This is a genomic window from Prevotella melaninogenica, from assembly GCF_003609775.1.
Taxonomy (GTDB): domain Bacteria; phylum Bacteroidota; class Bacteroidia; order Bacteroidales; family Bacteroidaceae; genus Prevotella; species Prevotella melaninogenica_A.
In genome coordinates this window covers 499,631-525,586 of record NZ_AP018049.1, presented here as the reverse complement: position 1 = coordinate 525,586, position 25,956 = coordinate 499,631, and the positions used below count along the sequence as shown (strand labels likewise).

23 protein-coding genes are annotated in these 25,956 nt (G+C 41.5%); 4 read left to right on the top strand and 19 right to left on the bottom strand.

Annotated elements, in window-relative coordinates:
• The first annotated feature begins 168 nt into the window (after positions 1-168).
• Together PMEL_RS02095 and PMEL_RS02090 are read left to right on the top strand one after the other, a co-directional pair.
• Entirely contained in the window at positions 169-1,359 is a 1,191-nt protein-coding gene (locus PMEL_RS02095; RefSeq protein ID WP_262697063.1) for a phosphoribosylaminoimidazolecarboxamide formyltransferase, read from the top strand.
• A gap of 11 nt (positions 1,360-1,370) precedes the next feature.
• Positions 1,371-1,556, top strand: a complete 186-nt coding sequence (locus PMEL_RS02090; RefSeq protein ID WP_120173744.1) for a hypothetical protein — start codon at positions 1,371-1,373, stop codon at positions 1,554-1,556.
• A gap of 291 nt (positions 1,557-1,847) precedes the next feature.
• On the opposite strand, the gene pgeF is transcribed toward PMEL_RS02090, so the two are convergent.
• The 4 genes from pgeF to hpt form a co-directional block, all read right to left on the bottom strand.
• Positions 1,848-2,627 (bottom strand): peptidoglycan editing factor PgeF, encoded by a 780-nt coding sequence (gene pgeF, locus PMEL_RS02085; protein ID WP_120173743.1) that lies wholly within the window; start codon positions 2,625-2,627, stop codon positions 1,848-1,850.
• A complete protein-coding gene (gene obgE, locus PMEL_RS02080) occupies positions 2,620-3,792 on the bottom strand; it encodes a GTPase ObgE (protein WP_120173742.1) in 1,173 nt (390 codons plus the stop codon). The genes pgeF and obgE overlap by 8 nt, the downstream gene beginning before the upstream one ends.
• Positions 3,793-3,952: 160 nt before the next feature.
• Positions 3,953-4,525, bottom strand: a complete 573-nt coding sequence (locus PMEL_RS02075; protein WP_120173741.1) for an adenylate kinase — start codon at positions 4,523-4,525, stop codon at positions 3,953-3,955.
• Positions 4,525-5,064 (bottom strand): hypoxanthine phosphoribosyltransferase, encoded by a 540-nt coding sequence (gene hpt, locus PMEL_RS02070; RefSeq protein ID WP_120173740.1) that lies wholly within the window; start codon positions 5,062-5,064, stop codon positions 4,525-4,527. The genes PMEL_RS02075 and hpt overlap by 1 nt, the downstream gene beginning before the upstream one ends.
• 81 nt (positions 5,065-5,145) lie before the next feature.
• Here hpt and PMEL_RS02065 point away from each other — a divergent pair, with 81 nt between their 5' ends.
• Positions 5,146-6,663: an NAD(P)H-hydrate dehydratase gene (locus PMEL_RS02065; RefSeq protein ID WP_120173739.1), complete on the top strand. Its 1,518-nt coding sequence runs from the start codon at positions 5,146-5,148 to the stop codon at positions 6,661-6,663.
• A 219-nt stretch (positions 6,664-6,882) separates the two neighbouring features.
• On the opposite strand, the gene PMEL_RS02060 is transcribed toward PMEL_RS02065, so the two are convergent.
• Together PMEL_RS02060 and PMEL_RS02055 are read right to left on the bottom strand one after the other, a co-directional pair.
• A complete protein-coding gene (locus PMEL_RS02060; RefSeq protein WP_120173738.1) occupies positions 6,883-7,896 on the bottom strand; it encodes a class II fructose-bisphosphate aldolase in 1,014 nt (337 codons plus the stop codon).
• Between the two features lie 216 nt (positions 7,897-8,112).
• A complete protein-coding gene (locus PMEL_RS02055) occupies positions 8,113-8,820 on the bottom strand; it encodes an MIP/aquaporin family protein (protein WP_120173737.1) in 708 nt (235 codons plus the stop codon).
• Between the two features lie 253 nt (positions 8,821-9,073).
• On the opposite strand from PMEL_RS02055, the gene PMEL_RS02050 reads away from it, so the two are divergent.
• The gene (locus PMEL_RS02050; RefSeq protein ID WP_120173736.1) at positions 9,074-9,898 is read left to right on the top strand and encodes a Cof-type HAD-IIB family hydrolase; all 825 of its coding nucleotides are present in this window, start codon (positions 9,074-9,076) and stop codon (positions 9,896-9,898) included.
• Positions 9,899-10,229: 331 nt separating this feature from the next.
• On the opposite strand, the gene PMEL_RS02045 is transcribed toward PMEL_RS02050, so the two are convergent.
• The 13 genes from PMEL_RS02045 to PMEL_RS01985 all read right to left on the bottom strand — a co-directional run bounded on the left by PMEL_RS02045 (position 10,230) and on the right by PMEL_RS01985 (position 25,933).
• The gene (locus PMEL_RS02045) at positions 10,230-12,047 is read right to left on the bottom strand and encodes a MutS-related protein (protein ID WP_120173735.1); all 1,818 of its coding nucleotides are present in this window, start codon (positions 12,045-12,047) and stop codon (positions 10,230-10,232) included.
• 29 nt (positions 12,048-12,076) lie between these two features.
• Positions 12,077-13,399 carry a thioredoxin family protein gene (locus PMEL_RS02040; RefSeq protein WP_120173734.1) on the bottom strand — a complete coding sequence of 441 codons (1,323 nt, stop codon included), beginning with the start codon at positions 13,397-13,399 and terminating at the stop codon, positions 12,077-12,079.
• Positions 13,400-13,428: 29 nt separating this feature from the next.
• A complete protein-coding gene (locus tag PMEL_RS02035) occupies positions 13,429-14,094 on the bottom strand; it encodes a T9SS type A sorting domain-containing protein (protein WP_120173733.1) in 666 nt (221 codons plus the stop codon).
• A 47-nt stretch (positions 14,095-14,141) separates the two neighbouring features.
• Positions 14,142-14,927 (bottom strand): Omp28 family outer membrane lipoprotein, encoded by a 786-nt coding sequence (locus tag PMEL_RS02030; RefSeq protein ID WP_120173732.1) that lies wholly within the window; start codon positions 14,925-14,927, stop codon positions 14,142-14,144.
• Between the two features lie 5 nt (positions 14,928-14,932).
• Positions 14,933-16,564 (bottom strand): DUF6029 family protein, encoded by a 1,632-nt coding sequence (locus PMEL_RS02025; protein WP_120173731.1) that lies wholly within the window; start codon positions 16,562-16,564, stop codon positions 14,933-14,935.
• Between the two features lie 4 nt (positions 16,565-16,568).
• Positions 16,569-17,060, bottom strand: a complete 492-nt coding sequence (locus tag PMEL_RS02020; RefSeq protein WP_120173730.1) for a TlpA family protein disulfide reductase — start codon at positions 17,058-17,060, stop codon at positions 16,569-16,571.
• A gap of 607 nt (positions 17,061-17,667) precedes the next feature.
• Positions 17,668-18,540, bottom strand: a complete 873-nt coding sequence (locus tag PMEL_RS02015) for a hypothetical protein (protein ID WP_120173729.1) — start codon at positions 18,538-18,540, stop codon at positions 17,668-17,670.
• A 23-nt stretch (positions 18,541-18,563) separates the two neighbouring features.
• Positions 18,564-20,534 carry a TonB-dependent receptor plug domain-containing protein gene (locus tag PMEL_RS02010; RefSeq protein ID WP_120173728.1) on the bottom strand — a complete coding sequence of 657 codons (1,971 nt, stop codon included), beginning with the start codon at positions 20,532-20,534 and terminating at the stop codon, positions 18,564-18,566.
• Between the two features lie 74 nt (positions 20,535-20,608).
• Positions 20,609-21,403, bottom strand: coding sequence for an HmuY family protein (locus PMEL_RS02005; protein WP_120173727.1), 795 nt, complete (start codon positions 21,401-21,403; stop codon positions 20,609-20,611).
• Between the two features lie 14 nt (positions 21,404-21,417).
• A complete protein-coding gene (locus tag PMEL_RS02000; protein WP_120173726.1) occupies positions 21,418-22,359 on the bottom strand; it encodes a calycin-like domain-containing protein in 942 nt (313 codons plus the stop codon).
• A complete protein-coding gene (locus PMEL_RS01995) occupies positions 22,356-22,835 on the bottom strand; it encodes a T9SS C-terminal target domain-containing protein (RefSeq protein ID WP_120173725.1) in 480 nt (159 codons plus the stop codon). The genes PMEL_RS02000 and PMEL_RS01995 overlap by 4 nt, the downstream gene beginning before the upstream one ends.
• A 770-nt stretch (positions 22,836-23,605) precedes the next feature.
• Positions 23,606-24,919, bottom strand: a complete 1,314-nt coding sequence (locus PMEL_RS01990; RefSeq protein ID WP_120173724.1) for a DUF58 domain-containing protein — start codon at positions 24,917-24,919, stop codon at positions 23,606-23,608.
• A 39-nt stretch (positions 24,920-24,958) separates the two neighbouring features.
• Positions 24,959-25,933: an AAA family ATPase gene (locus tag PMEL_RS01985; RefSeq protein WP_120174611.1), complete on the bottom strand. Its 975-nt coding sequence runs from the start codon at positions 25,931-25,933 to the stop codon at positions 24,959-24,961.
• Positions 25,934-25,956: the final 23 nt, after the last annotated feature.

Sequence of the window (25,956 nt, the reverse complement as noted above, 5' to 3'; positions counted from 1 at the left end):
CGCTGGATAGCCCTCACGCTCCAAAGATTGTTTTCTTTTCGAGTGTAAAAGTACAGATTTTCTTCAAAAGAAACAAACCTCTACGGCTAATTTACTTAAAAACAACAAGCATAACGACGTATTCCATTATTTTTCCTTATCTTTGCACTACCAAGTTACATATACCACATAAGTTATATGAAAGAATTAGCTCTTAAGTACGGATGTAATCCAAACCAAAAGCCTTCACGTATCTATATGGAGGAAGGCGAACTCCCAATCACAGTTCTTAGTGGTCGTCCCGGCTACATTAACTTTCTTGATGCACTCAACAGCTGGCAACTCGTTAAAGAGTTGAAGGCCGCTACGGGGCTTCCTGCAGCTGCATCGTTCAAGCATGTCAGCCCAGCTGGTGCTGCAGTAGGTCTTCCTTTGAGTGATACACTCAAGAAGATTTACTTTGTCGATGATGTTGACTTCGAGCTTACACCGCTTGCCAGTGCATACGCACGTGCTCGTGGAGCCGACCGTATGTGTTCATACGGCGACTTCTGTGCGCTCAGTGACACCTGTGACAAGGAGACTGCATTGCTGATTAAGCGTGAAGTTAGTGATGGTGTTATCGCACCTGACTATACTCCAGAGGCTTTAGAAATTCTGAAGGATAAGCGTAAGGGTGCATACAATGTCATTAAAATTGACCCTAACTATGTACCAACTCCTATCGAGAAGAAGCAGGTGTTCGGTATTACATTTGAACAGGGCCGCAACGAGGTGAAGCTTGATGACCCAGCACTCTTCGAGAATATGCCTACAAAGAACAAGACATTCACCGAGGATGCTAAGCGTGATCTCATCATTTCGTTGATTACCTTGAAGTACACACAGAGTAATTCTGTTTGTTATGTCAAGGACGGACAGGCTATTGGTATTGGTGCTGGACAGCAGAGTCGCATCCACTGCACCCGCTTAGCAGGTAGTAAGGCTGACGAATGGTGGTTGCGCCAGTGTCCAAAGGTTATGAACCTCCCATTTAAGAAGGATATTCGCCGTGCTGATAGAGATAACACTATCAATATCTACATCTCTGATGAGTATGAAGATGTACTGCAGGATGGTGTATGGCAGCAGTTCTTCACAGAATGCCCAGAGCCTCTGACACGTGAGGAACGCAAAGAGTGGATTGCCAAGAATACGGGTGTTGCACTCGGTTCTGACGCATTCTTCCCATTTGGCGACAATATTGAGCGTGCGCATAAGAGTGGTGTAGAATATATAGCACAGGCTGGTGGAAGTATTCGTGACGACCATGTTATTGACACTTGTGACAAATACAACATCGCAATGGCATTTACCGGTGTGCGTTTATTCCATCATTAAAAAAATTGTATATGAGTGAAATAGATGATATTATCGAAAGCGGCATGGTGTTTCGAGGTGCCTCGAAGCCCAAAGTCGACGACGGCAAGGTGAAAACCAAAGCCAAGAAAAAGAAGTATATTACTGGTGCACACGGTTCTGGCAGTGCAAAGCAGAAGGCTAAATACCGTCAGCAACGTGCTAACCGACACAAGTAAAGAAAACAACGAATGCCCTCATTTCTCCAGTTCACTTTGATAGGGACGGACAAATGAGGGCATTTGTTATTGATTTATTTTTCTTTTTCAAGAATAATGAAGGGTTAAATGCAAAGGAAAAATTATCCTATTTGATAAATCTATTAACACAAATACGATCGAAATCACAGTCCTCTGCGAATTATTTTCATGAAAATAAAGATTTATCTTCATGAAAGAAAATATTTATTTTCACGACAAGAAATATTTATTTACGTGAAAATAATTCGATAACAACCACAAATTAGGAACTTACTTCAGTGCAATACCAGTGTAAATAGTACCGAATCCTTCTTTGAGAATACGTGCAGAGAAGAAGTCGGAAGCATTATCATAGGTGCAGATACCTGATTGAAAGATATTAGCTGCAGGCACACCAAGTTCTTCTAATTGAAGTTGATTACAGAGCGGAAGGTCGATATGCCATTTTTCATACATACGTGCAATGCGTTCCATAGGGAAGCCTGCAGCCGAAAAAGCATCATAAACCTCCTGACCAACCTCAAAGTTCTTCTGTGAAATACAAGGTCCTACAACCGCCTTGAGTTCCTTTGGGTCGGTACCATATAGTTCTGTCATCTTGCGAAGTGTGTGCTGTGTGATACGCTGCACCGTACCACGCCAACCAGCATGGGCTGCACCAATGGCATGATGAACTGGGTCATAAAAAAGAATAGGAACACAATCAGCCGTATGAACACCGATACAGACGTTACGACAATCGGTAACGACAGCATCTTTCCCTTCTTCCATCTCATACTGCTCAGCGGCTGAAAGATGAAAAAAAGCATCCGTCACGGTCAGACAATGTGTCTCGTGTATCTGATGTAGACGGATAATTTTATCAGCCTCAACACCTATCTCAGTAGCCACAGCCTGCAGATTCTCGGCTACAGCAGAAGGTTCATCACCCCGATGAGGGTTAATGTTGAGTGTGGCAAGCTTTCCCTTGCTAACTCCGCCATAACGGGTAGTGCTAAAGCTGACTACCTCGTCGGCAAGATTAAAGTAATATAGAACAGGCTTAATCATTCGTATATTCAAAATCTTCGAGGTCTTCTACCTCATCCAATTCGTCTATACCCACCTCTTCAACATCATCAATATCAGCGTCCTCAGCCGCTAACTCAGCTGCAAAACGTGACATATCCTTGTCGCGATGGACAAGGGTATCTTCTGAAAGAATGCTTTGCAACTCATTGCTCTCTGCATTAAGTTCTTTCCAAAGGATATCCTTCAATTCATCAAGTCCTTGTCTGGTGACAGCTGAGATGAAGACAACAGGAAGATCGGTTGGCAACGTTTCACGCAGCATCTCAATGAGTTCATCATCAAGAAGGTCGCTTTTCGTTACTGCTAAGACACGATGTTTGTCAAGCATCTCTGGATTAAACTGCTGCAACTCGTTTAGTAACACCTCGTATTCGCGCTTGATATCGTCGGTGTCTCCTGGTACCATAAAAAGTAGAAGAGAGTTTCGCTCGATATGACGGAGGAAACGTAAGCCGAGTCCCTTACCCTCACTGGCTCCTTCGATAATACCAGGAATATCAGCCATAACGAAACTTTGGTTATCACGATAGCTGACAATACCTAACGATGGTTCCATCGTTGTGAAAGGATAGTTGGCAATCTTTGGCTTTGCACTTGAGAGAGAAGACAGTAAAGTAGACTTACCCGCATTTGGGAAGCCCACAAGACCAACATCCGCTAACAGCTTCAACTCAAGAATAACAGTCATCTCCTGCATCGGCTCACCTGGTTGTGCATAGCGTGGAGCCTGATTCGTAGCTGTACGGAACTGGAAGTTGCCCAATCCACCACGTCCACCTTTCAGCAGCAAAACCGTCTGTCCGTCATGCATAACATCACAGACATACTTACCAGTTTCGGCATCATAGGCAACAGTACCACAAGGAACATCAATATAAATATCCTTACCATCTGTACCATGACACTTATCACGGCCACCATTACCCCCATGCTCAGCATAGATATGACGCTGAAACTTCAGATGCAATAGTGTCCAATAATTGTGGTTACCACGGAGATAAACGCTTCCACCTTTACCACCATCGCCACCATCTGGTCCACCATTAGGGTTATACTTTACATGACGAAGGTGCATAGAACCTCTACCACCCTTACCAGAGCGGCAATATATCTTTACGTAATCAACAAAATTCGAATCAGCCATAGCAAGTGATGGGTGTTAGGGGAATGGAATGAATAATAGTTTATATAAAACAATAGACCTTTTCCTCTTCAAGGTCTAAATTACAAAAAACTGATAGGAGATGGGAAGAAGTAGATACACTATGTATCCCTTAACACCCAACACCTATCAGACAAATATATTAAAGACTGTCAATAACAGACTCTATACGTGCAAAGATTTCGTCTACAGTACCGAGACCTTCTACATGATGATGAATATTCTCACCCTTATACCAATCAATTAATGGAGAAGTCTGGTTGTTGTAAACATTGAGGCGCTTCTTGATTGTTTCCTCGTTATCATCAGAACGACCGCTCTGCTGACCACGGAGAAGCAGACGCTTCATCAACTCATCCTCTGGGACAAAGAGTTCAACCATAGCTGCAACGCTGTGACCACGCTCGGCCAACATATTCTTCAAAGCCTCTGCTTGTGGGATAGTACGTGGGAAACCATCAAAGATAACACCCTTGTGCTCCTTGCCAAAGCTATCATATACGCTTGCAAGAATATCAATCATCAACTCATCTGGAATGAGCTGACCATTGTCAATGTATCCTTTTGCAGTCTTACCAAGTTCCGTACCATTCTTAATTTCATTACGAAGTACATCACCGGTAGAGATATGACCGAAGCCATACTTCTCAATCATCTTGTCGCTCTGAGTACCTTTACCAGCACCTGGCGCACCGAAAATTACAATATTCTTCATTATTCTTGTACTAAAGTATAAATATCTCTCAAGTTACGACCCTGCTGGTCATAGTCAAGTCCATAACCAACAATAAAATCGTTTGGAATCTCAATTGCTGCATATTCAATATCCAAAGGCACTGTCAGCTTACCTGGTTTCAACAATAAAGTTGTAATATGCAAGCCTGCTGGTTCACGTGTACCAAGTGTTTCGAGCATACGCTTCATAGTTGCACCTGTATCAACAATATCCTCAACAATAATAACCTCTCTACCACGGATATCCTCATTCAAACCGATAATCTCTTTGATAGTTCCCGTTGAGGTAACACCTTGATAAGAAGCTAACTTAACAAAGGAAATCTCACATGGAATAGTGATATGCTTCATCAAGTCAGAAGCATACATAAACGAACCGTTCAACACCGCAAGAAAGAGCGGAGTCTTACCTTCAAAATCCATGTTTATACGATCAGCTACCTGCTTTACTCTTTCCAGAATCTCGGCTTCAGGAATAGAAGTCTCAAACGTTTTGTCCTTAATTGTTACTCGACTCATGCTTCTTTATTTATAATTTAGCGCAAAATTACGAAAATAATACCAAACTATCCGCATTTATTTTGTAAATTTGCCATCGATATGAAGATATTTACAAGTGCCCAGATTCATGAACTGGACAGATACACTATAGAACACGAGCCTATCAAGTCGATTGACCTAATGGAACGTGCAGCAAAAGCCATTACCCGTGCTATCATGGAGGAATGGTCTATACATACGCCAATTGTTGTTTTTGCAGGACCTGGTAACAATGGTGGTGATGCCCTTGCTGTGGCACGTTTGCTGCTAAATGAAGGGTATAAGGTGACTACTTACCTCTTTAATATCACCAATCATCTATCGGAAGATTGTGTAACAAACCGTCAACGTTTGCTCGACAGCAAACATGCAAAGGATTTTACAGAAATCACTGCAAAGTTTGATCCACCTGAATTGACCGCAGACACATTGGTTATTGATGGTTTATTTGGCTCTGGGCTCAACAAGCCTTTGGCTGGTGGTTTTGCCTCTTTAGTGAAGTATATCAATCAAAGTCCTGCAAAGATTGTGAGTATTGATGTTCCATCTGGCTTGATGGCGGAGGACAACACGTATAACGTACGTGCTAATATCATCCACGCAACACTCACACTAACTCTCCACGAACGTAAGTTGTCCTTCCTTTTTGCTGATGCACAGCAGTTCATTGGCAGACTGAAAGTACTCGATATTCGTCTAAGTCAGGAGTTTATTCAGAAGACTGAGGCGCAATATTACATCTTAGAGGAAAACGACATTCGCTCACGTTTACTCCATCGTGATGACTTTTCACACAAAGGAGACATGGGTAACGCCCTTATCATCGCAGGTAGTTATGGTATGTCGGGGGCAGCTATACTTGCAACACGTGCTTGTTTGCGTAGCGGTGTGGGCAAGGTAACAGTGCATACTCCTAAGAAGAACTACGATATCATGCAGATATCCGTTCCTGAAGCTATCCTACAAATGGACCACGAGGAAACAGCTTTTACCGAAGCCGTTGATACGGATGATTTCGATACACTTGCAATTGGCCCTGGCTTAGGCAGACAGGAGCCTACAGCGATTGCAATGATAGCACAGATAAGACGTGCACAATGTCCTATCGTTGCGGATGCTGATGCTCTTAATATTCTTGCAAGCCATCGTGCATGGATGCAACAACTGCCAAAGGGTATTATTATGACCCCTCACGCAAAAGAACTCGACCGCCTTACAGGTTCTCCTGCTAATGCAGACTATGAGCGCCTCCATCGTACACGTGAGTTAGCAAAGTCTTTACAAGCATACATTATACTCAAAGGACACAACAGCGCACTCTGCCTACCTAATGGCAACGTTATCTTTAACTCAACAGGTAACAGTGGCATGGCAACAGCTGGTAGTGGTGATGTACTCACTGGTATCATCACAGCTCTTCTTGCTCGTGGCTACAACCAACAGAACGCTTGTATGGTAGGAATGTACCTCCATGGTCTTGCTGGCGATTTAGCTGTAAAAGAGTTAGGTAAGGAAAGCCTTGTTGCAGGAGACATCATCAATTACCTCCCTAAAGCCTTCAAGCTTTTGGACGATTGACGAAGTCTTCTCATTCTATGGCTATTGTTGATAGGTAATAAGCCTTCCAAGTATAAGCAACAGCCCCGCATGGTTCTTTCCATGCGGGGCTGTTGCTTGTTCTCTATCCCAACCTACGAGGCACTGCCTCGTAGAAAGCAAAACAAAAGAAAAACGGCAACTTCACAAAGGAAAGCTGCCGCTAATGTTTTATCTAATCAAGCCGACCTCAACAAATGATTAGTCGAGGTTAGCGAGCTTGTTCTCAGAACCAAGAACGTCTGTAATCTTATGCTTGTAAAGATCCTCCATGTACTCACGAGCCTTACCACAGTACTGACGTGGATCAAAGTACTCTGGGTGCTCATCAAATGTCTGGCGAACACCAGCGGTGAATGCGAGACGAGAGTCAGAGTCGATGTTAATCTTACAAACAGCACTCTTAGCTGCCTGACGGAGCTGCTCCTCTGGGATACCAACAGCGTTTGGCATCTTACCACCATGCTCGTTGATGATATCAACATACTCCTGAGGAACTGAAGAAGAACCGTGGAGAACGATTGGGAAACCTGGAAGCTGCTTCTCGATAGCTGCGAGAACATCAAATGCCAATGGAGGAGGAACAAGACGACCAGTCTTTGGGTCACGTGTACACTGCTCTGGAGTGAACTTGTAAGCACCGTGAGAAGTACCGATAGAGATAGCCAAAGAGTCGCAACCTGTACGAGTAGCGAAATCAACAACCTCCTCTGGCTTTGTATAGTGAGAAACCTCAGCTACTACATCGTCCTCAACACCAGCGAGAACACCGAGCTCAGCCTCAACAGTTACGTCGAACTGGTGAGCATACTCAACAACCTTCTTAGTAAGAGCAACGTTCTCCTCGTATGGAAGATGTGAACCGTCGATCATTACAGAAGAGAAACCTGAGTCTACACAGCTCTTGCAAGTCTCGAAGCTATCACCGTGATCAAGGTGAAGTGCAATCTCTGGATGGTGGCAACCCAACTCCTTAGCGTACTCTACTGCACCCTCAGCGAGGTAGCGGAGAAGAGTCTCATTAGCATACTTGCGGGCACCCTTAGATACCTGAAGGATAACTGGTGACTTCAAATCAGAAGAAGCCTTGATGATAGCCTGAAGCTGCTCGAGGTTATTGAAGTTGAATGCTGGGATAGCGTAACCGCCGTCAATTGCTCTCTTGAACATATCACGTGTGTTCACGAGACCTAATTTCTTGTAATCTACTGCCATAATTTTTATAATCTTTTAAAATTAATAAGTCTATACCTATTTACACATGCAAAAGTACGGTTTTATTTTCTGATAGCCAAAACATCGTACATATTTAATAAACCTCAAATGTTAAAATCCGTAATAAAAGACAATAGTGTTCGAACTAAAAGATAATTAGGCTTATTAGACTTGACAGCCTAATAAGCCTAACTAAACATTTATCTGATAAGTTAATTACTTCTCAGATGGTTCAATAACGCGCCAGATTACTGATGCAAGTGCACCACCAGCGAATGGACCTACGATAAAGATCCAAAGATTGCTCAATGCTGTTGCAGGACCACCTGCAAGCTGTGCGAAGATAGCAGGACCAAATGAACGTGCTGGGTTCACAGATGTACCTGTATAACGAATACATACAAGGTGAACAAGGATAAGTGACAAACCAATTGCCAAACCTGCAAACTTACCAGTTGCACCATTAGTCTTTGAGGTAGCACCCAACACAACGAGTACAAACACACAAGTAAAGATAATCTCTGCAAGCAAACCACTTGCTACGCTAATACCATCTTGCAAGCCATTAGCACCCAAACCAGCTCCTGCTGCTGCAAAACCACTACCTGCGTTGGTAACAAGAAGGAACAACAAAGCTGCACCAATTAAGCCACCAATAAACTGGAAAAGCATGTACATAGCACAATCCTTTGCACTCATACGACCGCTCAAGAACACACCGAGTGTAATTGCTGGGTTGATATGACAACCTGAGATACCACCAATAGCATACGCCATTGAAACTACAGAAAGACCAAATGCCATTGCTGTACCAACTACTGCTGCCTGATTGTTAACTGGATCACAACCCAAAGATACTGCTGCACCACAGCCCATGAGGACTAATACCATTGTACCGATCATTTCGGCTAAATACTTCTTCATAACTCTCTACAATTAAATTAATATTATTTTTTTAGTTTAAAACGCCTTTGAAACGGTTAATTTCCCATACAAACGTAAACGTTCACGATTTATTGTATTCTCCGTGCACTTTTATAAGTTAGTGTTTTATATCAATCAAAACGCTGTCTTTAATCCATAAAAAGCCTTACCTTTGCAAATAGATTAATATTACTTGATAATGATGAGTCGTCACCCACAAGGGAGATTACAATGGAAAAATTATTAAAACGATATGAAGTATAAGATGATTGTGCTCGATTTGGACGGCACACTGACCAATAATAAAAAGGAAATAACCCCACGTACAAAACAAGCTCTCATGCAAGCACAGGCTGCAGGAGTACACGTAGTTTTGGCATCTGGACGACCTACATACGGTATCGTCCCTTTAGCTGAGGAATTGAAACTGAAAGAAAGTGGTGGTTATATCCTTGCCTTTAATGGAGGAAAAATTATCGACTGCACCAACAACGAAGTTCTTTTTGAACAGAAGTTGGACGAACAGCTTGTACCTATCCTCTATCAAGAGGCAAAGAAAGCTGGAATGGAAATCCTAACCTATCAAGGTGAGGGCATTGCTGCTACTAACAAAGATGACAAATACGTACAACACGAGGCTTTTATCAATAAGATGCCTGTCATGCAATATGATGATTTCCTCAATCAGTTAGTCTATCCTATCAACAAATGCCTGATTGTTGGTGACCCAACTCCACTCCACGAACTGGAGTTGAGATTAGCCAAAGAGTTGGAAGGAAAGATGGATGTCTATCGTTCTGCCGACTTCTTCCTTGAATGTGTACCACTCGGTATCGACAAGGCGCGCTCTCTCGACCGTCTTATCTCATCGCTCGGTATCAGCCGTGAAGAGGTTATTGCCTGTGGTGATGGTTATAACGACCTTAGCATGATTCGCTTTGCCGGACTTGGTGTTGCTATGGCCAATGCAGCAGAAGACATTCAGCGTGAGGCAGACTTCGTTACCTTATCGAATGAAGAAGATGGTGTTGCACACGTCATTGAACGCTTTATCCTCTCACCAGAGAACATGAACTAAGATGGTATCTTCTACAAACAACTTATCTGCTTATTAGTCGGTATTGTAAACTATTTTCACACAACTCAAAACTAATACATGCTCTTTTGGCTCCTAAAAGACGCCTAATTGACTTGCAAAAGATGCCCTTTTGGAGTCTAAGTAACGCCCTTTTGAAGTCCAATTAAGCACCTTTTACCTTACTACTTTGTAACTATCTGAATACATGATACTTATAAAGGAAACAAAAACAGCCGTTTTTACCTTAAAAATAAGGTAAAAACGGCTATTGGATTGTAAATAAATTTCTAAGTAAAAAAGCGTTTAAACTACGATCTGAAAGGGTTATCACTCAAATACGATTGGGGTTTAAGATTCCTTTCAACAAGAATGTAGCATTCTGATTACGTGCTACTCCCTTTGTAATCTTATACGAATAAGTGATATCCTCGCCTAACTCTATCTCAAAACAATAATTATGAAAACGCCCTGCGTATTCCTCTTCCATCTTTGAAAGTTCAAGGTCGTGAGTAGCAATAACGCCTGTTACATTGCGTTCAGCGATATATTGTAAGAAAAGACGAGAGCCATTCAACTTATCGAGTGAGTTTGTTCCCTTCAAAATCTCGTCCAAAATAATCAGACTTGGTACGTCATCACGCAGCGAGCCTAACAACTTCTTCAAGCGAAGTAGCTCTGCATTGAAATAAGAAATACCATGGGTAAGGTCGTCCGTCGTGCGCATACTCGTAAATAAATGGAACACTGAAACCTTCAAGTGTTCAGCAAAAACAGGCAAACCATTCATCGCTAAGAGGTAATTAATACCCAACGAGCGTAGGAAGGTACTCTTACCTGCCATATTCGCACCCGTAACAATATAATACTCATGGTTGTGGATTGTGAAGTCGTTTGCAACAGCCTTCTCACCGAGGAACGGATGATAAAGATTTTTCGCCTCGTAAACTACCTTATTCTCCTCGCTGATTTCTGCCTGTACTGCCCTATCTTCATTCAGTCGATAATTACCCATTGACACCAAAGCGTCAAAGAGATTCAGACTATCTATCCACTCGTTCGTACGCTGCTCATACGTATGTTGCCAACGAAGGAAGAGTCTTACGATTGCAATATCAATCAAAGCAAAGCTATTAAAGACAAAGACACCCACCTCATTACTTCTGTTATCTATCTTTTGTAAGATAAGTTCTAACTGTTCGAAAGACTCCTCTGCACCCGCAAGTTTCTTTTTCAAAGCTTGTAGTTCGGCAGACTTAAACTCAGTCTTATTGACCAATTTCAATACACGTAAGTAGCCATCTACCTGCGTATGTACCTTTGCTATCAGCTCAGAAATGACAGGCATGTGCTTATGCCCACAAAGAAAAGAGAACATAAAGTTAAATATTCCCCACCATACAGGCAATAGGAAAGGAACCAATCCCACAATGGAAAGCACAATACTCACATAGAAACCGAGTAAATCAGCATAACAGAAATAACGTAAAAGAGAGCTATGAAAAAACTTTGGAAAGCTTTGGCGGTGAACATCCGTTAATGCTTTCAACACTTCTTTCGTATTGATTCGTTCCTTTACACCTAAAGATTTGAATTCTGACAAGAATAGTTCAGCCTTCCCCAATTCGTCAACAGAAGCCATTCGTTGACGTATTTGCCCAACAAGTTCCTCTCTCTTTGCACTTCCCCACTCCGTAGATAGACAAGCTGCCAACTGGTCACTACCACCCGTTGAGATAGTGCGATTCATTCTTTGAAACAGTGAACCAGTTCCAAAAACATCCATATCAAAGGTATAAGGATGTTGCGGATTAACATATTGTTCGCCAGTTTCAAAGCCCGAGAAGTTGCCATTTAGATAGTCTATCTCATTCTGATAAACTCGCTGCAGAGCCTCTGCCGTCTTTATCTTTCGGTCGTTCAGCACGTCACGACGACGAATGTAAAGATAAAACAATAATGCAGCTAAGGCACAGAAAAGTGTCCAAGCTGAATCTGCCAATAAGGTGTAGAGGACTACAAAACCAATGGCAACTAAAAAAGAACCGATTTCTGTCAGGATGAAAAACCGACTACGGCTACGGAGAGAGACGAGCATATTGCCCGTCTCTTCTGCCTTACGCTGATACAAATCAGTCAAATCTTTATTCATACGTAAACAAATATAATATTCAAGGGGTACTAATCCGTCACCACCTCTTTGCTCACACGACCATCGCTGTACTTCACTATGTTGATTCCCTTTTGTGGAGTCGTGATACGTCGACCATCAAGTGTGTAGCGTTCTGCCTCATCAACGGTGTGAGTTCCTTCTGAAACAGAAGATATTCCAGTGGTGCCAAATTCTGAAATACTACACTTAGCAGCGTTCTCTATTTTACCTGTAATTGTATTAATCAGCAAGACACAGACACGTAGATTTTCCTTCTTCTGTATGACATTCTTACTTTTAATATTCTTAAAAACATACGTGTGACTCTGTGTTTCATCAGCCTTAATCGGTGCTTTAAGGTGACCTGTTCGAGCAGACGACACCCCATCTGCTGCAATAGCAACAAAGTTGTTCTCAAGATTATAAATAGTTCCAGGGGCATTGACAAAATAATCGAGTTCTTTTGATATGCCACGATACTCCGTGCGTCCAGTATAATAGTTAGCTTGTTTCCAGTAGCGGCTTGACATTCCATCCTCTGTCAGAACATAAGCGAAGCCATAAGGAGCTTCTTCTCGGTCCAGTCGGAAGGTTACACTGGGAGTCACTGTGATATTATTCTTCTCCTTGTCCCACATTGCTGACACCTCTATATCCATATAAGCACCTTTTGAACGTTCTGTTTCAAACTCAGTCTGTGCCATATAAGAACCAAGCGTTAGGTCTCTATTCATGGTCAATGAAGGGCGACTCTTATATTCTGCCGCCTTCCAGGCATAGTCCTCACAGTTTAATGGCTCATAACCACGTCCCGTATGGATAGCAATACCAATGAAATCATCACCATACTTATGTGCAAGATTCTCCATTAATGCTATACCACGTGGACAGTATTGGCACCACATTCCAGTGTACTCTTCAACAACAACTTTCCTGTGAGGAACCTTAGTAACAGTTACTCGCGGAAGCGTTGCATAGTTGATCGTAGCATTATTCCGCTCTCCATTTACTTTCGTAATCGTAAATATCAGATCATCTTCACCTATTTCTGTATATGGTGGGACATCAACTTCTATCGTAGTATCATCATAACGATTCAACGCTTGGGGCAGAACATAGTGCTTTGAATCTATTTCCTGCCCATTAAAAGAAAGTGTATAGTCAAAGTTTCGTACAACAGTTCTACCATAATTAGAAACTGTCATTCTCCCCTTTACTGTCTTTGCCGAGAGAGGTACATATACCTTCTGCCCTGCAGCAGCAATAAGACTATGGCCTTGTGCATTAACGTTTACCGCATAACAGATGACTGCGATGAACGTAAGAAACTGTATATAAAACTTACTTAACATATCAGATTATGGTTATTAAAGGTGTTTGTTTAGCGAACAACGTACTTCTTTGTAGAAGCAATACCCTTCTGCTTCACAATGTAAATACCCTTAGGAAGATTTGACAAAGACGTGAGCTGCTTGTGCAACAACACACCCTGAGTATTGTAAACATCAAACGAAACGCCCTTCTGTGATGCTACCGAAGCAATGCTTGTAGCGTTAGTATCAAACTTAACTATAATCGATGGGCCGTCCTTCTCTTGCTCAGAACCAAATTCTTTTACTTTAAGTTTAAGCGTTATTGAGCAGTTCTCAATTTCTCCATAAAAGTGTTCTATGTCAATAGCTTCCTTGTCTGAACCTACAGAAAAAAGCTTATCACCTACCTCGTAACTACCTATTTCTGAATTATTAGTACACTTTTCAAACGCACAAACCTGCACTTCGCCTTCATCTATATTGTTAATGATATAGGAAAGGGAAACATTTAAAGGCTTATCCGACTTGTTTTGAAGATGCACTTTTCCTACTATTTTATTCCCTTCAAAAGGAAATTCGGATGGAACAGCCTTATTCAAGACAACTACTGTACCGTTAGGAATAACCCTGCCCTGCTCATCGAGGAAAGCAACATCATTAGAACTTGTCTGTGCTTGTGCACTAACAAAAAGACTGGTCAATAGACCAACAAAAACGAGTAAACGTAATTTCATATTCTTATTTTTAATATTAATATTCTTAATTGATTTTCATTCGTTTATCAAAGCGTAACCTTTTGGCGCACAGCTTGCAGTACTCCGCTTTCGTTATAGAAGAAACCTACGATCCATGCCTTGCTTGGTTGGATTCCTTCAGGAAGTGTGTATGTTGTCTTCTCCTTATGAACACTCTTTGTAGAGAGCGTTAACTCTGTGCCCCATTCCCCATTAATAGCTGCACGGAACACGTGATTATGCACATATTCTTTCTCCACTTTATTGTTTGGGAACATCTGTGGAGCAACGATGCTATCCTCAACTAACCATAGCTGTAGCTTCCCTTTCACATCTTCTGCTAAGGTCTTCAAGTCACTTTCAATCTCAACCTGCCGTGTAGCAGCCTCATACTGACATTTAAGATCTATATAGACTGTTGTTGTCTGAGCGAACTCATCATAGATACGTCCTGCCCAAGCATCTTTAGCAAGTACACCTCCACGACGATTGATAATGGCTTTTGGTACATTTGGAACTGCCCAATACTTGTAATAAGTATCTCCGACATCAGTGCGTAGACCCACAAACCCACTTCCACTCTTGACTGAGAGCGGACCAGCATGAAAGGCAACGGCAATCAGTTTGTCTGCACCATAAAGCTTTTGCAGCTCTGTTATAGCATCAGAAGCAGCTGGACAGAAGATGCAACGCTGTCCTGTAAAGTCCTCTATCAGCACATTACGCTGAACAGTAGCAGCCGGAATCTCTATCAGTCGCTCGTCAGATCCAACCGAATCGCAGCCTGTCAGAAAGGCGACTGCAGCCAAAAGACATATATAAAAACTTTTCATTTCTATCAGAAGTTATAATTATAAGAGAGTGTCAAACCCTTTGTTGCAGGGATATAACGACATACACCACCCGAACAGTTAAAGCCTGCACGGGTACGACCATAGCCTAATTGCAAGCGATGGGCACCACCGCTATAGGTTACATAGCCTTGGTAGTAATGCACCCGAGTATTACCAACATTATAAAGGTCACTCAATGTAAACATCCAATGCGGTGCAAGCGACAGCTCAGCCAGTCCAAACAACCAGTCCTTGTCGCCGTCTTTCGAAGCAAGATACTGCCCTTCCACACGCAATGTTGTGTTAGACGCAAGCTTTTGTTTGACATCTGCCACAAAGATATGCGAATTAAGCATTCCTCCATGTCCTTCAAGTAGCGTCTGATTGTAACGCTGATACATATACATAAGATTGAGTTTCGTGTCTTTAGCAATTCGCTTCTCTACCTGAAAGTCTATATCTTGATAGTAGGTATCATCTCCCCACGCCCAGAACGGACTACCATAGCCATCTGTTCCAATTTCTCCTGCACCATTCTTACGTACAGAGTGTACATGTGAGAAGTTCACTTTCGCTGTCGTACCATACTTACCACCTATCGTTGAACCCTTAGGGAAGGTATAGGCAGCTGCTGCTTGATAAGCCCACTCACCATCAGGACGGGTCGCGTAAGGATAGAGAGCAGCCAATGTATAGGTATGTTCCATCGTAAATGGGGGCAGATGATTGACAAAAGAAGAGATTCCCTCCATTCCTCTACGACTGCGGAAGCCCATATTCGTACTGCGTTTTGCCTGCAAAAGCAGACTCATTCCGCGCTTTGAATAGGAACCCGAAAGCATTGCAACGTAACCATTACGATAGATGTAACCATTATCATGAGAGGGATCTTGCGACTTCATTGCCATCTCTGCCAATACATTAAAAGCACGATGCTGCACTCGTAAGCGAACATCAAAGGCATTAACATTAAGCGGAAGACGCAAACGATGAGTTGGATCAACCATTATCACCTCGTCTCTCTCATGTTTATTAAGATAGGAAGCACCTAAGGTTATATACGTATTATTCTGTTGAAGAGTTTTAAACAACTCGTCAATATTCCATTCAACATCAGCTCCTGTCATCCAACTCTTATTGTGATTCCAATATCGACGTTGACGACCAGTCAACATCTTCACCGCAACTCCAGCCCAAGGACGATAGTTTAATCGTGCACCTTGTAGAGAATTATCAATACCCAAGCTACGCTCTTCGTAAGAACGTAGGATGAATCCAGAGCCGAACTGCTCATAGAAGCTACCCAAGGTAAGCTCCGCATTCTTGTAACGACCTTTCAAATAAGCGTATGGGACACCCCAACCTTTGAAATCGTTCTCGAATCCTGGAAGCGGATGCTTCAAATACTCCAGTCGTGCACCAGCCTCAACATAACGACTCGATAGCTTCAAGTCGACATAAGTATTTGTCAAGAAACGACCATCTGTAGCCTCAGCACCTGTCGTACTGTCCTTTTGAGCCAACAGCATATCGCTCTGAATGCTTCCAGAAAGGCGTAGTTTATCGGATTCCTCTTGTGCACAAAGAGAAGTACTACCCATACCGATGAGCAGTCCTATCATCATCCATCTTTTCATAGAATTACTTGCCTGCTACTTCTTTCACTTTTTTATATAGCTCTACTTCAGCACCATCGGTATAGCCATTGTGCTTGTAAACTATCTTGCCCTGTCCGTCAAGCAACACGGTATAAGGTACAGACTGAATACCCAACGAACGACGTAACTCGCCGTTAGGATCAAGTAAAACATCATAACGCCAGCCATTCTGGTCAACCATCGGCTTCACCTTATTGACATTCTGCGCCTGATCGATAGACACAGCAATGAGTCGAACACCCGTTTCTTGCTGCCAATCGTCATAAACTTCATCAATGCTTGTGAGTTCACGGTTGCAAGGCTTACACCAAGTAGCAAAGAAAGCTATGATAATAGGCTTGCCATTGTTAGAAATAGTGTCGGTTTGTACGGTTCTTCCTTCTATGTCTTTAAGAATCACTTTAGGCAGACGTTCTTGTGCAGACGCTGCAAAGCTGACCAACAACAAACAAAGGGATAAAAATAATTTATTCATAGTTTTTAATTATATTGCTGCTACAAAAATACGAAAAAAATACGATAAAACAAAGAACAAACAGTCGAAGAAAGTCACAAGCATATATCTTAACCGATTTTAAGTAATTACATACCCTCATCATTCTATCTAATTCTATCATCTTTGAAAGGCAAACAGCCTTTTAATCAAATAAGTATTAACTGCTTTCAGATATACAACTCGCTTCTAAAATATGGTAAACACAACTCTACTCTATGAGCTACTACCCTATATTTGACGCTTAGCACAATTGGTGTTAGTACTCCGCACCACATGTGCGAAGCCTTAGCACCACATGTGCGAACCATCAGCACATTGATTTAAAGCAGTAAGAACTAATCTATTAGAACCTTATTAGAGATAATAAATACTACCTTCCAACCTTACAAAGACTTCTTTCCCATACATAGCTCATATAAAACACCGTTTTACAGACCTTTACCTGCTACTAAGAAGCACTTATATAAATAAAAAAAGATTACTTGCTGACAACCTTAAAGTTGCTGACAAGTAATCTTAAATTTATACGTAGCTCTTTCTACAAATAGGCTACATTATAGCATTTCTCCTATCAAAGCCATTATATTTACTTAGCACTATGCTTTTTCTTAGAACCTTTCAGCCACATATAACCCATCAATAAGATGAAAGCAGCCAAGATACAAAGTAGCTGTACAGCATATTCTTGTGGGTGAACCCAGAACTCCTTAAAGAAATTAATACGTCCGAGAATCTCTACTGGAGTCCAGAATACGATTACAGTAGCGATTGCCATACGGATATTTGCACCCCATGAAGCAATGTAAAGCTGCTTCTTAAACATATAAAGTGCACCGATAAAACAGCCTATACCCACTAAGAAGGTCACTGGATGATGGTCGCCAAGGAAGTTCTTATCATAGCAGAACATCAGCAAAAGATAAGAAGCCCAAAGAATCATGTTCACCTCCATAAAGGTAACAATAGATGTATGGCGAGTCATTGGCTGAAAAGCAATCTCATTCTTACGCTTTCCAAAAAGTCGTTTCTGAATCCATGTGATAAAGTTACAACCGTTTCGTGTACTAAAAATATACATTGTCATCATCATCATCCAGAAACCAAAAGAAGCTGGTAGAATCAAATACTCTGGCTTCGTTACAATCTCTCCGTTTTCAATCTCTGGTTGTACACCAAAGCGGTGAGCGTAATATTGAAAGAGAAACTCCACCCAGCCGGTCCAGAAAAGCAGACCACCTATAAGTCCCCAGAGTGTCTGACGAGTATCACCTTTGACAAACACACCGATAATTACCATTACCAATCCTACGAATCCCATAGCAAAGCCAGCATAATGCACAGCTTCTGTAGTCATGGTCTTTTCCATCATAATCATAAGAGCATGACCCAAAGGCATCGTGAACAACACAAGGATAAACGAGGCGAGTGTTCGCCATAAATAGATTTTACTATTTCCCATAAATTAAAAAGGTATTGAGAGCTTTAAAATAGTTTATCAACATCAACAGACATTCCAATCATAAGATTTGTTCCGTCAGTCAATGGACAATTCAAATAATAATATTCTGGTTTATAATTAAAAATGTTATCAAGAATTACACTTACCTTCACGCCCTTTGCAATGCGCTGCACCAAGGAGAGCTTAAAGAGTGCGTATGCTGGGTAATGAATCGTTTTTATACCCTTAGAGATGTCATAGTAATCAACAAACTCTTCATTGTCAACAGCAGAGAGGAAACGTCCATCAAGTCCGATGTTCGTTCCATAGTTCTTCGTCCACTGATGGTCCCAATCTATATGACCTGTCATAGAGTGTTTACGCGCAGGTATATACTGATTGTTTACAGAGTTACTATTCTTGTCTTTTGGTAGGCGTTCATGGGTATAAGCATAGCTTAAACGAGCTGTAAGACCATTTGTCCAACGTGCTTGTGCCGTAGCTTCTCCACCACTAACTATATAGTTATCCAAGTTAAGATAAGGAAGACGTGGGATAATGTCTGATGGATTCTTATAGTAAGGTGCACCAGTTGCAATCTTGTTTTCAATTCTGTTGCAATAAGCACTTACTGTAAAGTTATAGCGTCCCTTAGTATAATCAACCGAAGCATTAAAGTTTTGGCTTACCTCTGGCTTCAAAGAAGGGTTGCCTTCGACAATCCATATACCCGACATATCAAAGTTATAGTACTTCTCTTTCAATGTAGGAGCACGGAAACCCATACCATAACTGAAACGAACATTCAAGTTATGAATTGGCTGATAACGTGCGCTTACCTTCGGAGTCAAGCGTGAGATGCGTCCATCTGAGAAGTAGTCGTAACGCAAGGCACCCACAACCTCCCACTTTGGACTGATATTCCAGTCGTATTGTGCAAAGGCATCGAAAGAGTCCTGCTTACGGATTCGTCCCTCTAAGTTGGTGTTAAAGAGATAATCATGCATATAATCTGCACCTACAGAAAGGACGTTATCTCCCTCAAAAGTGTGATTATAAAGTAAGCGAATACTATTCTGTACATTTGAATAATCGCGTATATCAAGGCGAGTGATACGCTGATAGTCTGACTTATCATACTGATCAAAAGCATAGGAGAAGTCAACACTATTGACAAGGTCTGGTGTCCACATTCCACGAAGACCACCCGAAAAGTCACGATAGCGTTCTGGGACCTCTGATGTACGTACCAACTGGCGATAGAAATAGCCTGCACGCCCTGTCAAACGAAACTTTTCATTCAACCTAAAAGTAAGTTGTTCCTTAAAGTTCCAAACAGCATCACCATAGATAGTTGAAACTACTCGCGTAATTGGATTGGGTCCATTGTGTACATTAAAGTTGTCAGAACTATTCCTATTAACTGTAAACAGATTGTTCCACTTACCTCTTGCGTATTGCCATGACATACCATAACGTTGCTCGTTGTGGCGACCAAAGCGCATGTTAAGGTTAAGTGCACATGGATTTGGCTTTTTTTTGGTGATGATATTGATAACTCCACCAGCAGCATTAGAGCCATAAAGAGCTGAAGCAGCACCTTTCACAATCTCGATATGGTCAACATTATCCATACCGATACGAGTAAAATCGACATCGTCCATCGTCTCACCAGCAAGGCGTTCACCATCTACAAGAATCAACATACTCTGTCCACCAAAGCCAGAGAAGTTCATGTGTACCTGCTGATTCATAGCGTATGAGAACTCAATACCTGGTATTACCTGCTGCAAAACATCACGCAGATTGGTGGCATCAGTCTTCATGATATCATCAGCTGTGATGAGTTTCGTCAACACAGGAGTTTTGGCAAGCAGTTTCGGTGTGCGTGTTCCCGTCACTACAACCTGTTCTAACTCTAAGGATTTATAAATAGAATCAGGCAACTCATCCGCCAACATCGTTGTAGGAAGTAGACAGACAAATGCTGACAGTATAATGGTTTTTCCTTTCATAACCAATCAAAAAATCTCATAACCTTATCTCTATTCTTCAAAAGAACCGATTGCAAAAAGGTTTTGTGTTCTGTTTAATATGGATATTTATAATTGATTCTCAACCAACATTTGGTTCCATCGGCACCAATATAGTTCTCCAACTGCAAAGCAGCATACTTACCATTCTTCAGACGAAGAATAAAGACATGATTGTTCATGGTAAAAGCCGGAGGCATTGGGGGAATTTCGATCTTCAACCAAGAAGAAAGGACCTTATTAATTTTTATCCCTTGACACCCTATTAGGCTCGAGAGCATCTGCGACTGGTCTTCCCAAACCTCGTTCTCTGTCCATTCATCTTCTTGAAATGTTGCTCCCAAGAAGGAAGAACTATTCTTCGGGATGTCATTCATGGAAGTGTACTTTGTTTCAAGTACTGCCCCACCGTTTGTTCTTACATTGTTACGATGGAAGGCTAAGCTCCATGACTGAGGTTCAGGCTGTGCATCAGTAGCTGTAAAGCCACGCTTTTCATTTACCGAAATACCTTTCCCGAAAACATCAAACCAGTAAGTATATAAACCTGTCTTTCCATCATTACTACCCGATGTCAGACTCGTTGGAATGGCATAATGCGTGAAGTTAGTCTGTGCCTTTAGCAAACCAGCAGTATCCTTGCGCTCGATATACATCTGCAAAGAATCAAAGTCAACATAATACCAATCCTTCCAACTGGCGGCATTAACAAGGAGTTGACCTTCCGTTGTCACACTTGCAGTGGCTGGTGCCTCATCATATATATCTTCAAAAATGCCGTTGCAGGCTGTTACCAACATCATGATGGCACAGCCTGCAAGGATAGAAATAGGGCGAAATACTCTGTGCATGAGCGTATAACGTTTTACTTAGCCTTCTTGCCAGTATATGTTGCAGAGATTGGGAATGGCATTCTGCCTACCTTATAATTATTAGTTATGGTCAATGTACCATCCTCAGCAAGTGTAACGGTCATCTTACTTGTTTCTCCAAACTCGTAATTTTCATCCCTTTCCATCATACCACCAGTCGCTTTAAAGTGTACTTTGATACCGTCTTTACTATAGTCACGACTAAAACTATTGGTTGCCTTGTCGTAAGCAAGATTCTTTACGGTATATGTTCCTAATGTCAAGTTCTGCATCATTGTAACACCTGTGTACTTCTCTTCAGATGCTGTCACATTGATAGTACCATCATTATTAGCAGTAATCGTATAACCAACAGTGGCTGAAACGAAAGGACCCATAGTTGGACCAACCTTCAATGATGTCGTACCAGAATAATTTCCTGCCACCTTTGACGCTGCTGACGCCTCATTATAATGCCAAGTAATATCAGTACCACCCATAAGTGATGGAACACTAATCTTGAGTTCTTTCATCGAACCACTCATTGTTGCATCATATTCCTCCACTGCACCGCCAGCTCTTGGGTTAGCAATCTTTATCTTACCAGTACCGTTAATTGCGTGCTTATTCATTGTTATCACGAAAGAACCAGTACCCCACTGAGCGTCAGAGAATTCAGCAAGGAACTTAGTACCGTCCTGCAACACCTTAATCTTAGTTCCAGTGTCAAAACGAACATTGTCGAGTACTCTATTCTTTACAGTCAGATAGCCTGTAAACTCGTGTATCAACTTTGGTTGTGAGGCCGACTCACTTGGTAAGAACTCAATCTTTGAAATATCAGATGCGTTATAAGTTACAACGCTACCATCTGTCTTGGTTACCTTTAATGACTGTGCTTGTACTGCGAGTGCACTCAATAAAGATACGATTACTAAAGTAAAGAACTTTTTCATTTACGTATGAATTTAAATGTCTTAGATAATGATTTAACTACAAAAACGCCTGTCTGTCCGTCGAGAGGAATCTCAACAGAACCGTTCTGGCTTACGGTGGCACGACCTACCAACTGTCCGTTGATTGTGTAAACAGCTACTTGACTACCTGCTTTCAGCCCTTCTCCCTTCAAGGAGTTACCAAAAGAAAAGACAGCATTGTTGCTTTCTACATCCAGCGTTCCAATACCTGTTGGTTGGTCGGCAAAGGCAAAAGCACGAAAATCTGTCAGAGGATACTCTACTGTTTGGCTTCCAGCAGTCAAAATCATAGCGGTGGAAGTGAAAGTAACAGTAGGTTTCTCAGACAGAGCAAAATAAGTGTCTTTGCCATCTTTGTCACTTACTTTCACATAGTCAGCAGCAGAGGCAGAGAGTGCGCTCATGGAAGCTAACAGTGTAACAGCAAGCGAAAGAAATAAAGTTTTAATTCTCATATTACTGATTCTGTTTATATTAATTTCTAATTGAGTGCAAAATTATAAAAAACACCATTATAACACAATACCCATTAATAGTGATTTTAACCCAAATTAGTTAACCTAACAAAGAAAGATAAAATACAAGACAAATGTAAGTTGGTATAAGAAGTATGCGTCTTATACAAACAAATTATTCCCATAACATTGACTATTGTAAACTATTTTCATGCGACTCAAAACCAGTATATGCTCTTTAGGCTTCTAAAAGACGCCTAATTGACTTGCAATAGATGCCCTTTTAGAGTCTAACTAACGCCCTTTTGAAGTCCAATTAGGCACCTTTTACATTGCCACTTTATAACTAATTGATTCATTGATGGTTACAAACCTACTTTTAATACGTATTTTTATCCTTGTTTGTAGGTATTCTATTTGAAATTATGTAATTATTTTTCACAACCTTGTTTACGGATTTTCGAAGTATTAAAATGAAAAGTTTTTATGTCAGGGGATGATAATAGAATAGAGCATTGAGGGTCTTAGGTCTATTTTTGTTTAATGAGTACGTTCGGTTCTTTCGTTAAAGCTATACGAAAAGCATCTACACTTTAACAGAAGAGCCCACTATAATCTATCAAACATGAGCCAAATATCAAGCACATATCGCACCTCATCTATGTATAACAACAATAAAGGCTGAAATCCACAATCGGATATCAGCCCATTAGTTTTAGGTATTGCAGGAGTGAACCTTACATTATTTGTTAGGAAATAAGTAAGACTTACTATGTTAAGATTTGTCTTTGCTTCATTTCCAGGTATTTATTGATAACATCAATACTGAGTTTGTCTGGCGTTGTCAAAACACTATAGATACCATGCTGACGCAGTGTTGATACTATCAAACGCTTTTCATTAGCAAACTTCTCAGCAATAACATGCTGGTAATATTCCTCTGTTGAGTGCTTTGGAGAACGAATATAATCATTCATTTCTGCATCTTCAAAAAAGACAACGAGTACACGATGCCATTGACTAAGCAACTTCAAGTAAGCCAACTGACGATTGAGAGCTGTCATACCAGAGAAGTTTGTGTAAATAACAAATAAACTACGCTTGCTAACTTGTTTATGTACATTAGCACACAAACCACTAAAATCACTTTCACCAAACTTTGTTTCCTGTGCATAAAGTGACTCTAAAAGAAGTTGCATCTGACCTGTTTGCTTCGAAGGAGCAACGAACGTGTCCATTTTATCAGCAAAGGTTATCAAGCCTGCCTTATCATCACGGTGCATAGCAACGTAGGACAACACCAAAGAAGCATTGATACTATAGTCCAGAAGCGTCATTCCTTGGAACGATTGCTGCATAACACGCCCCTTATCAATAACCGAAAATATCTGCTGAGAACGTTCGTCACGATAGACATTCACCATCAGCTGATTGCGACGTGCACTTGCCTTCCAGTTTATACTTCGGTATTCATCGCCTTTCACATAGTCTTTTATCTGTTCAAACTCAGTGTTGTTACCTGCTCGACGAATACGCTTTATACCCATCTCCGTGAGATTATTGCTTATCGCAAGAAGCTCATAGCGATTGAGCATCATATAAGAAGGATAGACCTTTACGTCTTCTGCGTTGCCCAAAGTATAACGACGTTCGACAAGTCCCAAGACAGTACGTGTGAAACAACGAATCTTACCAAAGGAGTAGACGCCACGCTTCATTGGTCTGAGCGTATAACGAATAGTATTCTTTCCCATCGCTGTTAGCTGACTCTTATAGCTAATATCTCTCCGTTGGAACACCTCTGGAGCCTCATCTATAACTGTCAACCATACAGGGAAGGAGTACTTACTTTCCAGACTTATCTTGACAATATTCTTATCACCATTAGAGAAACGTTCTGAGCAGGTTCGCTTCGCTGTTATTCCACGGCGATGATAGAGCATAACAGCATCCACCACAACCATAGCAGCAAAGATAAACAAAAGTATCTTTGCCCCCATGAAAAGCTGTGGATATACATAACCAAATCCTGCGAGCAGGGTAAGGCTTACTAATATAAAATAAAACCTTTTAGTAAGGAACATTTCTTCTTTATTTATTTGAGTGCTTCTCGGCTAACCTCATTACTTAGGAACTTCCACCTTGTCAATCAACTTCTGTGCAACCTTGAATGGAGTGTATCCCTCCATTTCTGCCTCAGCAGTGAGGATAAGACGATGTTGAAGAATACTTGGAGTAACAAACTTGATGTCTTCAGGTGTTACAAAGTCACGACCACCCAACAAAGCTGAAGCCTTAGCAGCATTGAGCATGGCCACAGAAGCACGTGGACTGGCACCGAGATAGACAGCCTTTGAGGTACGAGTCTGCTGTACGATGTTTGCAATATAGCCTAAAAGGCTCTCCTCTACGAATACAGTATCAAGCTTCTTGCGCATCTGCAGAAGTTCGTCAATAGTAAGTACTGGCTTAACATCTTCCAACTTTATGAGGTTTCGCTTCTCCTGATGACGCTTAAGGATGTTCATTTCCTCATCAACAGAAGGATAACCCATGCTTATCTTAAAGAGGAAACGGTCGAGCTGAGCCTCTGGTAGACGATAAGTACCTTCTTGTTCTACTGGATTCTGTGTCGCAATAATAGAATAGACATCGCTCATACGACGAGTTGTACCATCAATCGTCACCTGACGTTCCTCCATTACCTCGAAAAGAGCTGCCTGTGTCTTTGCAGGGGCACGATTGATTTCATCTACAAGGACGAGATCTGAGAACACAGGACCTTCATGGAAGTCGAACTCAGAGGTCTTCATATTGAAAACAGTCGTACCAAGTACATCACTTGGCATGAGGTCTGGCGTGAATTGAATACGACTGAAACGTGCATCAATCAGACGTGACATCAGACGTGCCAACAAGGTTTTTGCAACTCCTGGCACACCTTCTATCAGCACATGACCATCTGCAAGAATCGCTGTTAACAACAGAGCAACTGCCTCCTGCTGCCCAACAATAACCTTACTTATCTCTCCCCGCAACTGCATCACCTTTTCACTGAATGCAGCAAGGTCGGTTCTTACTTCTTTATTCTCTTCCATCTTATTTATTGTTTGCTCTTCAA

Bases quoted from the DNA above. Each gene is read 5' to 3' on its own strand.
- PMEL_RS01990 (WP_120173724.1), bottom strand. From the start codon at position 24,919: ATGTTCCTTACTAAAAGGTTTTATTTTATATTAGTAAGCCTTACCCTG.
- PMEL_RS02045 (WP_120173735.1), bottom strand. From the start codon at position 12,047: ATGAATAAAGATTTGACTGATTTGTATCAGCGTAAGGCAGAAGAGACG.
- pgeF (WP_120173743.1), bottom strand. From the start codon at position 2,627: ATGATTAAGCCTGTTCTATATTACTTTAATCTTGCCGACGAGGTAGTC.
- PMEL_RS02055 (WP_120173737.1), bottom strand. From the start codon at position 8,820: ATGAAGAAGTATTTAGCCGAAATGATCGGTACAATGGTATTAGTCCTC.
- PMEL_RS02030 (WP_120173732.1), bottom strand. From the start codon at position 14,927: ATGAAAAGTTTTTATATATGTCTTTTGGCTGCAGTCGCCTTTCTGACA.
- PMEL_RS02015 (WP_120173729.1), bottom strand. From the start codon at position 18,540: ATGGGAAATAGTAAAATCTATTTATGGCGAACACTCGCCTCGTTTATC.
- PMEL_RS02025 (WP_120173731.1), bottom strand. From the start codon at position 16,564: ATGAAAAGATGGATGATGATAGGACTGCTCATCGGTATGGGTAGTACT.
- PMEL_RS02060 (WP_120173738.1), bottom strand. From the start codon at position 7,896: ATGGCAGTAGATTACAAGAAATTAGGTCTCGTGAACACACGTGATATG.
- PMEL_RS02000 (WP_120173726.1), bottom strand. From the start codon at position 22,359: ATGAAAAAGTTCTTTACTTTAGTAATCGTATCTTTATTGAGTGCACTC.
- PMEL_RS02075 (WP_120173741.1), bottom strand. From the start codon at position 4,525: ATGAAGAATATTGTAATTTTCGGTGCGCCAGGTGCTGGTAAAGGTACT.
- PMEL_RS02035 (WP_120173733.1), bottom strand. From the start codon at position 14,094: ATGAAATTACGTTTACTCGTTTTTGTTGGTCTATTGACCAGTCTTTTT.
- PMEL_RS02010 (WP_120173728.1), bottom strand. From the start codon at position 20,534: ATGAAAGGAAAAACCATTATACTGTCAGCATTTGTCTGTCTACTTCCT.
- PMEL_RS02065 (WP_120173739.1), top strand. From the start codon at position 5,146: ATGAAGATATTTACAAGTGCCCAGATTCATGAACTGGACAGATACACT.
- PMEL_RS01985 (WP_120174611.1), bottom strand. From the start codon at position 25,933: ATGGAAGAGAATAAAGAAGTAAGAACCGACCTTGCTGCATTCAGTGAA.
- hpt (WP_120173740.1), bottom strand. From the start codon at position 5,064: ATGAGTCGAGTAACAATTAAGGACAAAACGTTTGAGACTTCTATTCCT.
- PMEL_RS02050 (WP_120173736.1), top strand. From the start codon at position 9,074: ATGAAGTATAAGATGATTGTGCTCGATTTGGACGGCACACTGACCAAT.
- PMEL_RS02040 (WP_120173734.1), bottom strand. From the start codon at position 13,399: ATGTTAAGTAAGTTTTATATACAGTTTCTTACGTTCATCGCAGTCATC.
- PMEL_RS02090 (WP_120173744.1), top strand. From the start codon at position 1,371: ATGAGTGAAATAGATGATATTATCGAAAGCGGCATGGTGTTTCGAGGT.
- PMEL_RS02020 (WP_120173730.1), bottom strand. From the start codon at position 17,060: ATGAATAAATTATTTTTATCCCTTTGTTTGTTGTTGGTCAGCTTTGCA.
- obgE (WP_120173742.1), bottom strand. From the start codon at position 3,792: ATGGCTGATTCGAATTTTGTTGATTACGTAAAGATATATTGCCGCTCT.
- PMEL_RS01995 (WP_120173725.1), bottom strand. From the start codon at position 22,835: ATGAGAATTAAAACTTTATTTCTTTCGCTTGCTGTTACACTGTTAGCT.
- PMEL_RS02005 (WP_120173727.1), bottom strand. From the start codon at position 21,403: ATGCACAGAGTATTTCGCCCTATTTCTATCCTTGCAGGCTGTGCCATC.